The sequence below is a fragment of the Stenotrophomonas sp. YJH_SMC_106-19 genome, from assembly GCF_059368375.1.
This window is the reverse complement of sequence record NZ_JCAFRQ010000003.1, coordinates 253,876-270,719: the sequence shown is the minus strand read 5'-3', so window position 1 is coordinate 270,719 and position 16,844 is coordinate 253,876. Positions and strand designations below refer to the sequence as shown.

The 16,844-nt window shown below is 69.1% G+C and carries 4 protein-coding genes; all 4 read left to right on the top strand.

Annotated elements, in window-relative coordinates:
* Positions 1 to 2: 2 nt before the first annotated feature.
* The 4 genes from gspE to AC5P5M_RS12000 all read left to right on the top strand — a co-directional run bounded on the left by gspE (position 3) and on the right by AC5P5M_RS12000 (position 16,638).
* Complete coding sequence (gene gspE, locus AC5P5M_RS12015) at positions 3 to 1,439, top strand: type II secretion system ATPase GspE (protein ID WP_495205979.1); 1,437 nt, start codon at positions 3 to 5, stop codon at positions 1,437 to 1,439.
* Positions 1,440 to 1,446: 7 nt separating this feature from the next.
* Complete coding sequence (gspF, locus tag AC5P5M_RS12010) at positions 1,447 to 2,646, top strand: type II secretion system inner membrane protein GspF (protein WP_495205936.1); 1,200 nt, start codon at positions 1,447 to 1,449, stop codon at positions 2,644 to 2,646.
* Positions 2,647 to 2,858: 212 nt separating this feature from the next.
* Positions 2,859 to 4,034 (top strand): substrate-binding domain-containing protein, encoded by a 1,176-nt coding sequence (locus AC5P5M_RS12005; protein ID WP_053516316.1) that lies wholly within the window; start codon positions 2,859 to 2,861, stop codon positions 4,032 to 4,034.
* A gap of 205 nt (positions 4,035 to 4,239) precedes the next feature.
* Positions 4,240 to 16,638, top strand: a complete 12,399-nt coding sequence (locus AC5P5M_RS12000; RefSeq protein WP_495205935.1) for a putative filamentous hemagglutinin family protein — start codon at positions 4,240 to 4,242, stop codon at positions 16,636 to 16,638.
* Positions 16,639 to 16,844: the final 206 nt, after the last annotated feature.

Sequence of the window (16,844 nt, the reverse complement as noted above, 5' to 3'; positions counted from 1 at the left end):
CCGTGGCCAACGATCTGCGATCACTGCCGTATGCCTGGGTGCGCAGCCACGGTGTGCTGCTGGCCGACACGGATGATGGGCCGGTCCTGCTGGGTACCGCCGAGACGCCGGCCTGGGCTGTCGCCGAGCTTCGCCGCCGGCATGGACCCCTGCCGTTCCAGCAACTGGACAGTGCGGCCTGGCAGCAGCGGCTGGGCGAACAGTATCGTGACGGCGGCGACGCCGCGGCGGTCGTCGGCGCGGCGGAGAGCGAAGTCGACCTTGACCGGCTGATGCAGGACATGCCGGAGATCACCGATCTGCTGGACGCACAGGATGACGCGCCGGTGATCCGCATGATCAATGCGCTGCTGGCACAGGCCGCGCGCGATGGCGCCAGCGACCTGCACATCGAGCCGTTCGAGACCCATTCGGTGGTCCGCTACCGTGTCGATGGCACGCTGCGCGACATGGTGCAGCCGCGGCGCGCCCTGCATGCCGCCCTGGTGTCGCGCATCAAGATCATGGCGCACCTGGATATCGCCGAGAAGCGCCTGCCACAGGACGGGCGCATCGCCCTCCGCGTAGGCGGCCGGCCGCTGGACATCCGCGTGTCCACCGTGCCGACCGGGCACGGCGAGCGCGCGGTGCTGCGCCTGCTGGAGAAGGATGCCGGCCGGCTGCAGCTGCAGCGCCTTGGCATGGCCGACGACACCCTGGCCACGTTCACCGGCCTGGTCCGCCAGCCACACGGCATCGTGCTGGTCACCGGCCCGACCGGCAGTGGCAAGACCACCTCGCTGTACGCCGCGCTCGGCCAGCTCGACAGCAGCACCAGCAACATCCTCACCGTGGAGGATCCCGTGGAGTACGACTTCGCGGGCATCGGCCAGATCCAGGTCAATGCGCGTATCGGGATGACCTTCGGCACCGCGCTGCGCGCGATCCTGCGCCAGGATCCGGACACCATCATGATCGGTGAGATCCGCGACCTGGAAACCGCGCAGATCGCCGTGCAGTCGTCACTGACGGGTCATGGCGTGCTGGCCTCGCTGCATACCAACGATGCGATCTCGGCAGTGACCCGGCTGGCAGACATGGGGGTGGAGCCGTTCCTGCTGGCGTCTTCGCTGCGCGGTGTGCTGGCACAGCGGCTGGTAAGGCGCCTGTGCATGCAGTGCCGGCGCGCGGAGGTCGATGCCGACGGTCGCACGGTGTGGCGGGCAGTGGGCTGCGCAGCCTGCGCACACAGCGGCTACCGCGGGCGAACCGGCATCCATGAGCTGTTCGTGGTCGATGATCGGGTGCGCGCGCTGATCCATGAAGGGCGGGGCGAGCCCGCGCTGCGCCAGGCGGCACGGGCCGCCGGCATGCGCAGCCTGCGCGAGGACGGCCAGCGCTGGGTCGACAGCGGCCTGACCACGCTGGAGGAAATCCTGCGCGTCAGCGGCGACGGTTGATGCGACGATGGCGCTGTTCGACTACCAGGCCGCCAATGCGCAGGGACGCATCGAAAAGGGCCAGCTGGATGCCGACAGCCCGCGTGGCGCGCGTCAGCTGCTGCGTGGGCGTGGGCTGACGCCCGTGCAGGTCAGCCCCGCGCGCGGCGCAGGCGGGGGCTGGGGAACACGCCGGCTTTCAGCGAGCGAACTGGCCTGGGCCACCCGCCAGCTGGCCAGCCTGCTCGCCGCCAGGCTGCCGCTGGAGGGCGCATTGAGTGCCGTCATCGAGCAGGCAGAGCGACCGCATGTGGCCCAGGCGCTGACCTCGGTGCGCGCCGATGTGCGTGCGGGTCAGCGCTTGACCGTGGCCCTGGCGGCCCGGCCGCGCGACTTCCCGCCGATCTATCGCGCCCTGGTCGGCGCCGGCGAGGACTCGGGCGACCTGGCGCGGGTGATGGAACGCCTGGCCGATTACATCGAGGAGCGCAATGCGCTGCAGGCCAAGGTGCTCACGGCGTTCATCTATCCAGCGGCGATCAGTCTGGTATCGGTGGCGATCGTGATCTTCCTGCTCAGCTATGTGGTGCCGCAGGTGGTGACAGCGTTCGTGCAGGCACGGCAGACACTGCCGATGCTGACCCAGGTGATGCTGGCCGCCAGCGCGTTCGTGCGCAGCTGGGGTGCATGGACAGCGCTGGGCATCGGCCTGCTGGTGGTGGCATGGCGACTGGCGTTGCGCCGCACCGATCTGCGCCTGCGCTGGGATGCGATGCTGCTGCGCGTGCCGGTGATGGGCCGCTTCGTGCTTGGCGTGAACAGTGCGCGCTTCGCCTCGACGCTGGCCATCCTGCTCGATGCCGGCGTGCCGTTGCTGCGCGCGCTGGAGGCGGCGCGGCAGACACTGGGAAACACGCTGCTGGCGCGCTGCGCCGAGGATGTTGCCGCGCGCGTGCGTGAAGGCGCGGCACTGGGCGCTGCGTTGAAAGTGCAGAAGGTCTATCCGCCGATCCTGGTGCATCTGGTCACCAGTGGTGAAAAGACCGGCACACTTGCGCCCCTGCTGGATCGCGCCGCGCAGACCCTCTCGCGCGAGATCGAGCGGCGCGCGATGGCACTGACCGCACTGCTCGAGCCGACCATGATCCTGGTGATGGGCGGGGTGGTGCTGACCATCGTGCTGGCGGTGCTGATGCCGATCATGGAAATGAACCAGCTCGTGCAGTGACGGGCGTGCGGCGCACAGGCCACGCTTCTCCACACAATCCTCCATACCTTTTTTCGATCTTCCACAGGTTTCTTAAGCGGCCTGTCATCGGTACGGACGAGCATGAGCCTGTCGTCGCGGAGCGGGCTGGGAGGCCCTCAGCGACAGCAGGCGTGTAGTGACCGTTCCTCCCTTGGCGTTTCCCTTCGCAGCAAACCCTTCAGGAGAAGATCATGTACAAGTACAAGACTCTGGCCGCGCTGGTTGCCACCGCGCTGCTCGCCACTGCCGGCGCCGCGTCGGCGCAGACCGTTACCGGCGGTGGTGCATCGCTGCCGGCCGACCTCTACAAGGGCCAGGCTGACAGCATCCTGCCGGCCAACTTCAGCTACGCCGTGACCGGTTCGGGCACCGGCAAGAAGGCGTTCCTGGAGAACAATTCGGCGCTGTTCTCGACCACCGGCACCGTGCATTTCGCTGGCAGCGACTCGGTGCTGAGCGCGACCGAACTGAGCACCTACACCACCAACTACAACCAGTCGACCAATGCGAACCGCTACGGCGCCCTGATCCAGGTGCCGTCGGTGGCCACCTCGGTGACCATCCCGTTCAACAAGCCGGGTTCGGCCGTCAACCTGAGCGTGGCGCAGATCTGTGGCGTGTTCTCCGGCGCGATCAGCGACTGGTCGACCATCGACGCCAACCGCAGCGGTCCGATCCGTGTGGTCTACCGCACCGAAAGCAGCGGCACCAGCGAAATGTTCACCCGCTTCCTGGCTGCCGCCTGCGCCGCTGAGCCGGCTGCGACCTCGAACCTGGTCGGCGGCACGTTCGCCGTGAAGTCGACCTTCGCCGACCTGTACAAGCGCGATGCCAACAACAACCTGCCGGCGTTCCTGGTTGCCGCGCCGGCCACGGGCGGCACCTCGCTGTACAACGCTGTCTATGCGGCGGATGGCCGCATCGGCTACGTCGGCCCGGACGTGATCCCGAGCCTGACCGATGCGACCAAGGTTGCCAAGGTCAAGGGCTTCTCGCCGGACCAGGTGAGCGTGCAGGCCACCCTGGATACCGTCGCTCCGCCGACCGGCACCGCTGCCGAGAACCCTGCCAACTGGGTGCCGGTGTTCGGCAACCCCTCGGCCGGCTATCCGATTGCCGGCTACACCAACCTGGTGATCGGCCAGTGCTACAAGGATTCGGCGGTTGCCACCAGCCTGCGCGGCTTCCTGGCCCGTCATTATCCGGCGACCTACCCGGCGGCCTACGAGGCGTCGATCACCGGCCATGGTTTCATCCCGCTGACCAAGGCCTGGCGCGATGCGATCCGCAACCGCTTCGTGCTGGCCAGCAGCGCAGCCGGCCTGAACAATCCCAGCACCTGTGCGGGCATCGGCCGTCCGCTGTAATCCGCAGCACCGCGTGAACCCTGTTTGACCCGGCGCCGGCCCCTGTGGCCGGCGTCGCCATTTCCGCCGTGCGGCGTGCAGCGCCATCGCCCCCTGCACGCTGTCGGCTTCATGTCACGCGAACCGTCTATCAGTGGCAGGGCATGCGTTGCGCGTGTCTGCGATCACCGCCGCCAGTGCGGTCCACCAGGTTGATGAGGTTACGATGTCGCACCCGCTCCCGTCCGCTGTTCATCCGGCCGCGCCGATGCGCCGCAATCATCCGATGGCCTGGGCCATCGCGGTCGCACTGGGAAGCGTGGTCGCCCCGGCCAGCCAGGCCCAGCAGGCGTTCAGCCCGGCCTGGTTCGCCGAGCGCGGCGCAGCGCAGGGGGCGGCCAGCCAGAGCGGGCGCATGCCCAACGGCGTGCCCATCCAGTTCCAGTTGCCGGCCCAGCAGCAGGATGCTGCGCGGCAGAAGCTGCAGCAGTCGATCGACAATCTCGGCACCGCCGCGCAGGCCATCGCCCTGCAGCAGCGCCTGCAGGATCAGGCGCGGCAATCGCGGCGGGAGGCCGGGTTCATCGTTGCCGACGGATTGGGCAGGGACGGGTTGAAGGTCGATGAGAATCCGTTGACCCGGGGCTGGATCAACGCCCGCGAGGCGATCCAGTCACAGGGCAGTGACGGACGTGTCCAGGTCAGCATCGAGCAGACCGCGGACAAGGCGATCCTGAACTGGGAGACCTTCAATATCGGCGGCAACACCACGCTGAACTTCCTGCAGAACCCGGACTGGGCCGTGCTCAACCGGGTGAACGATCCGAATGCGCGGCCCAGCCAGATTCTCGGCCAGCTCACCGCGGGCGGCACCGTGTTCGTGGCCAACCGCAACGGCGTGGTGTTCGGCAACAACAGCCAGGTCAACGTCCGCAACCTGGTCGCGGCGGCGGCGCGCATCAGCGATGGCCAGTTCCGCGACACCGGGTTGTACAGCGCGGATACGAATACGGCCGCCCTCAGCGATGCCGCTGGCAAGGTGATGGTGGAGCGGGGCGCACGTATCGCGACCCACGAGCCGACCAGCGCCACGCGTGGCGGCGGTTACGTGCTGCTGGCGGGACACAGCGTGGAGAACGCCGGCCAGATCGAGGCGCGAAAGGGCCAGGTGCAGCTGGCTGCCGGCGACAGTTTCGTGATCCGGCGCGGCGTCGGCACCGCAGCCAATACCAGCTCCACCACGCGTGGCAATGAAATCGCGCCGCGCTTCATCGCCGACAGTACCGCGGGCAGCGTGCGCAATACCGGCCTGCTGCGTGCCCGCGAGGGTGACGTGACCCTGGCCGGACGCAACGTCGAGCAGGCCGGCGTGGCCGTGGCCAGCACGACGCTCGCACAGCGCGGTACCGTGCATCTTCTGACCTCGTCCAGTGATGCCGGCAGCAGCGTCACGCTTGCCGATGGATCGACCACGGCGGTATTGATCGAGGACGATGGCAAGGCCACGGCACTGGACACCCAGCGCGACAGCCTCATCAGGGAATCGACAGAGCAGGATGCAATCCGCGCGGGCGCGCGCTCGGCAACCTTCGACAATCTGTCCCAGCACAACGACCGACGCGACCAGTCGCGGGTGGAGATCGTCTCGGGTGGCAACATCCATTTCAGTGCGGATTCGCTGACGGTTGCCACGGGCGGCCAGATCATCGCCGACGCGGCAGCCCGCAGCTATGTGGACGATGCAGCACGCGTGGACGTGTCGGGTGCCGTGGGCGTGCAGGTCTCGATGGAGAGCAACAATGTCCAGATCAAGGTGCAGGGCAACGAACTGCGCGATGCGCTGGACAACCGCGACAGCGGCAAGCTGACCAGCAGCGAGGTCTGGGTCGACCGCCGCAGGCTCATCCACGTGCCAGCCGGAACCGGGGGCTACGACGGTGAGCGCTGGTATGCCGCAGGCGGCCTGCTGGAAGTGGGCGGCTACCTCGACAACCAGGGGCATTCGATCGGCGAATGGGCCGCGCAGGGAGGCACCGTCCTGCTGGGTGGCAGTGAAGTGATCACGCATGGTGGGTCACGCATCAACCTTGCGGGTGGCAGCCTGGATGTGCAGAGCGGCGTGATCCGGCAGAGCTGGGTGCGCGGCGTGGATGGCCAGGTGTACCGCCTTGATGACGCACCGGCGGAGATCCTGTTCGACGGGGTGTACAACGGCCATGAGGTGAAACAGGAGCGCTGGGGCGTCACCGAGACGTTCCGCGATCCGGTCGTGTTCGCGGCGCAGCGTGTCGACAACGGGTATACGGTCGGCCGCGATGCAGGACGCCTGATCGTCTCCGCCCCGACGGCGGTGCTGGAGGGCCGTGTGGAGACCGCCACTTTCCAGGGCGCGCAGCAGAACCGCCGGCCTGATGCCGCACTGGACGGCTATGCACAGGCGCAGACGGCGGCAGCGCGCAATGCGCAGCTCTACCTCGGGCGTTATGACGGCCAGGGCCGCAGCGGCGTGTTCGGTTCGGACGTGCGCGTGGATGACAATGCGCCGAGGACGGCGGCGTGGTCACTGCTGGCACCGGTCGGGGAGGAGCGGCGCGACACGGTGTGGCTGGACATCGCAGAATTGAGTGCCCAGCAGTGGGGACGGATCGATCTGGCGAGCGCCGATCGCATCAGCATCGACGGCAGCCTTCGGTTGCAGGCGGGCGGACAGCTGAACCTGACCGGCAGCCAGGTGGAACTGGCGGGCGACATCGGCATTGCCGGTGGCCAGCTGTCGGCGGGCAACCTGCTGGAGGTGCAGGGCAGGCCGACGGCACTGCTGAACGATGGCCGCGCACGCACCGTCATTGCCGACGGTACCCGCATCGATCTTGCTGGTGAATGGAGCAACGCAGCGCTGGGGGAGCCACTGGATGCTGGTGGTGCCTGGACGGATGGCGGCCGCCTGAGCCTGAGCAACAGCCATGACGTGAGGGTGGGCGCGGGGGCGACGGTCGACGTCGAGGCCGGCGCCGCGCTGGACCTGCGCGGCAAGGGTCGTGTCGGCAAAGGGGGCAGCATCAGTCTGCAGGCGAACAGCAGCACGGTGGCAACGGACGGCAGCGGCCGGGTGCAGCTGGGCGAGGGCAGCCGGTTCAGTGGCCGTGGCCAGGGCAGCGGCACGTTCTCGCTGGGCACCGGTGGCCGGGTGCGGGTAGGCGATGCGGATCCGGCCGATGCTGCCGTGCTGCAGATCGATGCCGGCCTGTTCGGCAGTGGCTTTGCCCAATACGACATCAATGGCCATCAAGGGCTGGAGGTTGCCGATGGCACGCAGCTGGCAGCGCGCATGCCGGGCCTTCGGATGACCGCGGACGCGCGCACCGCGACGGATCGGAAAGAGGCACTGGAGAGCTGGCTGGCACCGCTCTACAGTGCCGATCCGATGAGCGGGCTGGTCCGCCAGCGCAGCGGTGCCAGCGTGAGCCTGCGCTCGGATCGCAACAGCGTCGGCGGCGACCTGCGGGTGGGCAAGGCCGCACTGATCGAGGTCGACCCGGGGCAGGCGATCTCCCTGCTCGGCGCCGGCAACATCGACGTGGAAGGTACGCTGCGTGCGCAGGGGGGACGCATCAGCATCGACGATGTGCGCCTGCCGACCACGCTGTATGCCGGGCAGCGGAGCGAACGGACCTGGCGGTTCGCCGACGGTGCGCTGCTGGATGCCAGCGCGGATGCGGTGTCACTGGCCGATGCCGGTGGCCGCCTGCAGGGACAGGTGCGGGCCGGCGGGCGCATCGAGATCGGCGGCGCGCTCGACTGGGAGAGCTCTGCGTCGGTGGACAACCGTCCGCCTGAAGCCTTCGTCGTGCTCGAGCGTGGCGCGCAGCTGCGGGCAGCGGGCGCCTCGGCGCCGCTGGATGTCGACGGGAAGGGACGGACCCGGGTGGACAGCGACGGCGGGCAGATCGTGCTGCGTTCGGCCAACGCTCTGTACCTGGACGGCGCAATGGATGCCTCTGCCGGCGGCAGTAGCGCGCGTGGCGGCACCTTGGGCGTAGCCTTTGGTGGCAGCGTCCATGCGCGGGGCGCGAGCGAGGAAGTGCTGCGTGCGCGCCGCATCACGCTCAGCCAGCGCGGCGCGGCCGACGCGGTGCTGCCGGACCGGCTGGAGTACGGGCACGCGGCGCTGTCGGTGGAGCAGATCCAGGCCGGTGGCTTCGACACCCTGTCCGTGTTCGGTGACGTCCGCGCGGAGGGCGATGTCGACCTGCGCATGGGCCAGAGCCTGCGCATCTACGGACAGGGGCAGTCAAGCCTCGGCATGGCCGTGGCAGCACCGCAGTCCAGCGGCATTTCGCTGAGTGCTCCGCACCTGCTGCTGGCACAGTCGCACTGGCAGTCGCTGCCGGGTGAGAACCTGGTGGTCACCGATACCGTGGCGTCGGCTGCGGAAGGCGACCACGTGCTGTCGGCGAGGGCTGATCTGATCGACATCCGTGATGTCACCTGGCTGCCCGGCTTCAACCAGGTCGTGCTGGACAGCCGCAGCGACGTGCGGCTGCTCAACGCGGTGTCCAACGGCGGATCGATCAGTGCGTTGATGGCGAGCGGGTCGATGGACGTGAGTGCCGCCCGCCTGTACCCCACCTCCGGTGCGACGGGCTATCTGGTCGCGGGTGCGTCTGCGGCGACCGTGGCGACGCCCGGATACTGGTCAGATCCGCATGCGGTGCTGCGCATCCGGGGTACCGGCACGGCGGCGGCCACTCCGCCGGAGTCAGCGCTGGGCGCGTTGCAGCTGGTGGCAGCGACCGTGCAGCAGGGCGGAAACGTGCAGGCGCCGATGGGAGCGCTGCAACTGGGCGGCCTGATCCTGGGCGGCACACGTGCCAGCCGGGTGGAGCTGTTGCCGGGCAGCATCACCTCCACCAGTGGCGCAGGTCTGGCGCTGCCCTATGGCGGTACCGTGGACGGCGTGTCGTGGAGAAGGGGCAGCAGTAGCCTGGAATCACTGACGCCGGGTGGAGTTGCATCCAAAGGCGTGACCCTTACCGCCAACGATGTGGATGTGCATGCCGGTGCGCTGCTGGACGTGTCAGGTGGCGGCGAACTGACGGGCGCGGCGTTTGTCTCAGGCCGCGGTGGCTCCGTCGACGTGCTGCGCACCGCGCTGGCCGATGCCAACCCGCGCTATGCGTTCAGTGCGTCCGGCAACCCGGTGTACGCGATTGTGCCGGGACGTGCCGGCAGCTTCGCACCCAGCAGTGATGATGGGTTTGCTGCGCCGGCGGTGGGCCAGCAGATCACCGTACCGGCCGGCGTTCCCGGCCTGCCTGCGGGGACCTACACATTGCTGCCGGCCAGCTTCGCGCTGCAGCCGGGTGCATTCCGCGTCGAACTGGGCGCGACGGGAACCTCCGGCGTACCGCAGCCGATCCAGACCGGCACCGGGACCTGGCGCGTGTCCGGCCAGCAGGGATCGGCACTGGGTGGGGTGGCGTCGCCGCTGCTCACCGACATCCTGCTGACGCCGGCGGCGGTGGTGCGCCGGCATTCCGGCTACAACGAAACCAGCTACAACAGCTTCGTGCAGGCCACCGCCGACCGTCGTGGCGAGGCGCGCGGCTGGCAGACCATCGATGCGCTGGGGCTGACCCTGGCACTGGGTGAAGGCGCTGGCCGCGAGGGAACCGCGGCCGTCGACTTCGCCGGCACGGCGCGCTTCTCCGCGGCCAATGAAAAGGGACGCGGTGGCACCCTGGTGGCCACGCTCGCCAGCCCGGCCGTGGGTTCGCTGGAGATCGCTGCTGCCGGCAGTCCGTCGCAGGCGCACGATCGTGGCGCGACCTTCACCGACGACGCACTCAATGCGCTGCGGCCGGAACGCTTGGTGATCGGCGGACAGTTCAATGAGACGGCATCGCTGGTGGCGGTGTCCGGCGCGGTGCGCGATGTGGCGATCCGCTCCGGTGCGAGCCTGCAGGCACCGGAGATACTGGTGGCTGCGGCGTCCGGTGGCAGCGGCATCCTGGTCGAAGCCGGGGCGACACTCGATACCCTGCCTTTCGCACGCGACACCGCGTCCGCGCCGACCGTACCCTATCAGGTCAATGGCGGCCTGCTGGCCGTCTCGAACCAGCGCCTGAACCTGATCACCGGTACGACCGGCGTGGCGGCCGGGCCGGTCGCGATCGACATCGGCGGCTGCCAGACGGACTGCGAAGGCGAGGCACGGCTGGTATCCGATGGCAGCATCGGGGTGGCCACCGATGGCGTGCTGCAGATGCGCGATTCCGCCCGTTATGGCACGCGCCAGCTTGGCGTGAGCATGGCGGCGCTCAACCTCGGCAGCGCCGAGGCGATCGCGCAGGCAGCGGCCGCAGGGGCGTTGCCAAATGGCATGACCATGAACCAGTCCGTGCTGCAGCAGCTGCTGCGCGGCAATGATGCCACCGGCGCACCGGCGCTGGATACGCTGAGCCTGGTCGCACGCGATTCGGTCAACGTGTTCGGCAGCGTCGACCTGGATGCGCGCGACAGTGCCACCGGCCGCGGCGGCCTGCAGACGCTGGTACTGGGCGCGCAGGCCATCCATGGCTATGGTGCGGCGAGCGACCGTGCGCGCATCCTGGTGGACACACTGGTCTGGGACGGTTCGCTGGCGGCGACGCAGGCGGCGGGCAGCGATGCATCGGTGCCGCCGGCCGATCCCATGGTGGACCGGCTTGGCGCGGGGCAGCTGGACATCGTCACCCGCAACCTGCAGCTGGCGCGCGCCCCGTTCAGCCGTCCCAGCTCCGAGGTGCCCGCGAACCGCCAGGTGCTCGGCTTCAGCGCGCTCAACCTCAGCGCGTCCGGGCAGCTGCTGTTTTCCGCGCAGGGTACGCTGGACGTGTACCAGCAGCGCGGCGACTATCTCGCGGACAAGGGCTGGCAGTACAGCGGTGGCAGTATCGGCATCGACACGCCGCTGCTGACGGCCGATCCGGGTGCGCAGCTGCAGGTACGGACCGGCGGCGACTTCCGCCTGCAGGGCGGCAGCGGAAGGGCCGGCGGCGACGCACTGGGCAGTGAACTGAGCATCGATGCCGAGCGGATCGCGCTGGACAGCACGATCGCACTGGCCTCCGGCCGCCTGTCAGCGAGCGCACGCGAAGGCATCGCGCTCGGCAGCCAGGCGGCGCTGGACCTGGCAGGGCGCAGGGTTACGCTGTACGACGTGGACCGGTACAGCTGGGGCGGCGACGTGCTGCTGTCCAGCGATGCGGGTGACGTCAGCACTGACGCCGCCTCACGCATCGATCTCTCGGCGCGCAACAACCGCGGCGGACGGCTGACGGTGAACGCCCTGGCCGGGAGTGCCGATCTGGCCGGCGGCATCGAGGGGGCTGCCAGTGGCCGTTACGACGCAGGTGGCACCGTGGTGCCTTACGACGGCGCAGACCTCGTGGTTCGCGCCGGCACGTTGCAGGACTTCGCAGGCCTGAACCAGCGCTTGAACGCAGGCGGTGTCACCGGCGGGCGCACGTTCCGGATCGGTGAGGGTGATCTTCTGATCGGTGATGAGGTGAAGGCGCGCAGGGTCGACATCAGCCTCGACGCAGGCAGCCTGCGCGTGGCGGGGCGCATCGACGCCAGTGGCGAGCAGGTCGGCGCGATCCGCCTGTACGCACGTGACGGTCTGCAGGTGGAGGGAACGCTGGATACGCATGGCACCGGCCTGCGCGTGGACAGCCAGGGCAAGATCATCGACAGCCCGAACCGGGCCACGATCGAACTGGGCAGCGCCGCCGGCGGGATCGACATCGGCGCCGGCGCCCATCTCGACCTGCGCGCGGGCACGGCGGTGGCGGTGGGCGGCGGCCTCGGGCAGAACGACGGCGTGGCCCGCGGCACCCTGAAGATCGATGCGCCCCGCATCGGCGGCAACGATGCGGCGATAACGGTCGCCAACGGTCTGCGCGTCGAAGGTGCGGCCGATATCCAGGTCAATGCGGTGCGACGCTATGAGGACGCGCCCTTGGCGGACACTGTCGACGTCAACGGCAACCGCGCGCAGCGCGTCACCCAGCAGTGGCTGGACCAGATCGTCGATCCGGACAACCGCGCGTGGATGGACGGCGCGCTGGCCAATGCGGATCTCCGACAACGCACGGCTGCGCTGGGCACGCATCGCCTGCGCCCCGGCGTGCAGGTCCTCGCCCGCCGCAGCGAGGCCAATCCCGGAGGTGACCTGACCGTATCCGGTGACATCGACCTGTCCGGCTACCGCTATGGGCCTGAGGCCGATCGCAATGATCCGGCGCGGCGCGGCTTCGGCGAGTCGGCGTCGCTGGTGCTGCGCGCGGAGGGCAACATCAACGTGCACGGCAGCATCAACGATGGCTTCGCGCCGCCACCGGCCAATCCGGACGAGGCAGGATGGCAGTTGCATGAGAGCCGCAACGGCACCGCCGGTCACACCCCGTTCGGCGGCGACCTGGTGGTGCCGGTGGAGGGCGTGAGGCTGCAGCCCGGTACGGAGTTCCGAGCCGGTACCCGCCTGAACTATGACGTGCCGGTCGAATCGGTAGCGCTTCCGGTCGGTACCGTGCTGCCCGCGCCGATGGTGATCTCGCAGAACCTGCGCCTGCCCGCGGGCACGGTGCTGGGTGCGGCGGTGACCACCGACTCCGGGCAGACGCTGGCGGCGGGCACCGTGCTGCAGGAGCCGCTGGTGCTGGCGGCCGGTGCGCGACTGGGGGCTGGCTTCCGCCTGCGCAGCGATGTGCAGATGGCCGCCCAGGACTGGCCGGCCGGCGCGATGCTGCCGGTGACCCTGCGCCTGGCACGGGAAGTCGAGCTCAAGGTAGGCGCGTACATTCCATCGCTGACCAAGGTGGAGCTGCCCGGCGACGCAACGGTGAACCTGCGTCCTGCCGACGCCAACGGCAACCAGGGACGCAACTGGGCGCTTGCCCCGATGCTGGCCGAAGGTACGACATCGTGGGACATGACACTGGTGGCGGGGGCTGACAGCGACGCCGCGGATCCGCGTTCGCGACGCTGGGGAAGCGACGGCAGCGTGGTGCTTGCCGATACCCATCAGGGCTCGGTCGGCACCGTGACGACCGAGATCATCTGGGTGGGCGACCGGGTCCTGACCGAACAGGCGTCACTGGACTGGATGGGCGACACCTCCTATGCCGGCCGTCCGATTTCCGAGCTGGCAGACATGTTCGGCTTCAGCGAGGATGAGTTCTGCGCGCTTTCCGATGGCTATTGCGGCCCCGCGCCGCGACAGGTCGCCGCGCAGGGTTCGCTGGATTTCTGGGGCGATGAATCCTACGTCGGCACGCCGGCAAAGGACTTCGCCGAGCTGTTGGGCATGACCGAGGACGAATTCTGCGGAATGGCACCGGGCTACTGTGCCGGCGGTGGCACCCAGACCGAGGTCACCACCTACGGCAAGCGCGCCGGTACACCGGCCTGGAGTGTCCTGCGCACCGGCAAGGGCGACCTGGAACTGCTCGCGGCGGGCGACGTTGCGATGAAGTCCGGGTTCGGCGTCTATACCGCCGGTACGCCCAGCTCACTCGGCGAGGGCCGTGACGCCGCGTTTGATTCACCGCGCGCGGCGGCGCCCTGGAACACCACGCTGCTGGGTGAGAACCTGGTGCCGGGCAGCTATGACGCCGCAATCGCGGGATACCAGGCCTGGTATCCCGATCATGGCGGCAACCTCCGCGTCGAAGCCGGGCGCGATATCGTCGGTGACGTCTGGACCGGGCGCGCAGAGTCCGGCACCAGCGAGCGCGACTGGGCGCTGTACTCCAGTGCCGCGGTCGGCAATTGGCTGTGGCGGCAGGGAACCGGCAGCACCACCGGCGTGGAGCCGGTGCCGACCAGCTGGTGGGTGAACTTTGGCGCCTACACCAACGTGTCCGCTGCTGCTGGCGCCTCTCCGCGGATGGTCGGCTTCACCGGCTTCGGCACATTGGGCGGCGGCAACTTGACGCTGGAGGCCGGGCGTGACGCCGGCGTGCGCGATGCGATAGGTGACGCGCTGGATTCGACGATCGCACCGCGCTCGGGTGCGATCATCGCGGCGGTGGGATCGACCGGCCGGGTCAGCGATGGCCAGCTGCACCTGACCGGCGGCGGTGACCTGCAGCTGCGTATCGGTGGCGCACTGAATCCGAATCTGCGGGCGACGTTCTCCAGCCTCAATGCCTCCAGGGCGGGACAGAATCTCGACCTCAACGGTACCTTCAGCAACCTGCGTGGCAGCCTGCTGCTCGATGCGGGCCGCATCGGTGCAATGGGTGTCACCCTGGACAGCTACGGGACGCTGGGCCAGCTGCGTGCGGCCGATCTGTTCGCCGCCGACGCCGCCCGCCCGATGGGCGGGCCGGTGCTGGTGCTGGGCGATGCGGTCGCACAGCTGCAGGCGCGGGGCGATGTCGTGCTCGGCGGCGTCGCCGATGCCGGCCGGGTTCCACTGGCCAACTACAGCACGGTGGTGCAGGACAACGGCAGCCGCGCTGCGGGCAGCACCTGGTTCTCCCTATGGACCGACGCGACCGCCGTGGATCTGTTCAGCGCCGGTGGCGACCTGGCGCCGGGCCTCGCCGGGCCGGAGAATGTGACCGGCAGCAATCTGTGGCCCGAGCAGGTTGCCCTGGCACCGGGCAGCCGGGAGGAGCTGCTGAACTACTGGCTCTATCCATCGCGCTTCAGCGCCGTTGCCGCCCAGGGTGACATCAAGCTGGACCGGATCAGTGCCGTGACGGGGACGCAGGATGTGATCCTGCTGGCGCCCTCGGCTACCGGGCGGCTGGACGTCCTGGCGGGCGGCAGCATCTTCGCCCGCAGCGGCGCGACCCAGATCACGCGCTCCGGCGCGGATGCGCGCCTGCCGGGGCCGTTCGACCCCGCATTCGTTGCCGAGCAACGCGATGCCAGCGGTAATGTGACGCGCCCGCGGCACAACCTGTCGGTCGATGGCAACATCGCCTCGCCGGAGGCATCGCTTCCGCTGTTCGCGTTCGGCCCCGGTACGCCGTTGTCCACGGTCTCCGCGGCACTGGCACCAAGCCGCTTCTACGCCGTGCAGGGCGACATCATCGGCCTGGCGACAGGCGCCCAACGCACGCTCGACGGCACCGCCTGGCAGCGCACGCAGCTGAACTGGTTCGAGGCAGCAGGCGCGGTGCAGCTGCGGGCAGGGCGGGACATCCTCGGCGTGTCGATGACCGCGTTGAACAGCGCGCCCACCGATATCACGGTGGCGGCGGCGGGACGTGACATCGTGCATCTGGACGCGACGATCGCCGGCCCCGGCAACGTCGAGATCAGTGCCGGCCGTCAGCTGCGCCAGGAGGAGGCGGGCAGCATCGTCAGCCTCGGTGGCATCGTGCAGGGTGACACCCGTCCGGGTGCCAGCATCGCGCTGACGGCCGGCAACCAGCAGATCGATTTCGCCGCCCTGCGTGCCCGCTATCTGGATCCCGCAAACCTGGCCGATCCCGCGCAATCGCTTGCGTCGCAGCCGGGCAGGGCAGTCAAGGTCTACGACCAGGAACTGAAGCAGTGGCTGCAACAACGCTTCGGCATGGCCGCCGATGGCGAGGCAGCGCTGGCTGCGTTCGATGCGTTGCCGCAGGAACAGCAGCGCATCTTCCTGCGCCAGATCTACTACACCGAGCTGCGCGAAGGCGGACGCGAGTACACCGATGCGGAAGGGCCGCGCTTCGGCTCCTATCTGCGCGGGCGCGAGGCCATCGCCACGCTGATGCCGGACAGGAATGCGGCCGGTGCGACGATCGACCGAACCGGCGATATCGTGATGTACGGTGGCTCCGGTGTGCGCACCGAGGCGGGCGGCAACATCGAACTGATGGCACCGGGAGGCCAGATCGTGGTGGGTGTACAGGGGGTGGTGCCGCCTGCCAGTGCCGGCCTCGTCACCCAGGGGCAGGGCGATATCCGCCTGTTCAGCCAGGACAGCGTGCTGCTGGGCCTGTCGCGGGTGATGACCACCTTCGGTGGCGACATCCTGGCGTGGTCGGAACAGGGCGACATCAATGCCGGTCGCGGCTCGCGCACCACGCTGTTGTACACACCGCCACGGCGCGTCTATGACACCTGGGGCAATGTGATCCTGTCGCCCCAGGCGCCGGCCAGTGGTGCGGGCATTGCCACCCTCAATCCGATCGCGGAAGTCGCGCCGGGCGATGTGGATCTGATCGCGCCGCTGGGCACCATCGATGCGGGCGAGGCGGGCATCCGTGTCTCGGGGAACATCAATCTGGCCGCGCTGCAGGTACTCAACGCGGCCAACATCCAGGTGCAGGGAGACAGCAAGGGCCTGCCGGTGCTGGCGTCGGTGAACGTCAACGCGCTGGCTTCGGCCAGCGCCGCCGCCAGCAGTGCCAGCCAGGCGGCACAGGATGTGATCCGCAAGAGCCAGGAGGATGCCCGGCGCAACCAGCCTTCGGTGATCAGCGTGCAGATCCTGGGCTTCGGCAACGCCAGCAGCAGCATCAACCCGCCGGCACGCGGCACGACCGCGGCCAGCGGCTACGACGTAGACAGTGCTTTCCAGTTCCCGCAGGCCCGCGAACCGCAGGCGCGTGGAGAGGGTGGCACACAGCGGCGATAATTGCCGGGGATGATCCACGCGGTGCGTGGAGATCCGCAATCGGGCCCGCTGCCACGGAGCGGTGGCGGCCCCCCGCCAGGACGGCACGGAGGGCAGGGAGCAGCCATCGGCGGTGAGGAGCACCCACAGGCGCCACCGGGCGCGGGACAGCGCCCGGTGGCCGGGATGGCGGACGCTGCGCCCCGGATGACGTGGGTCGACGGCGT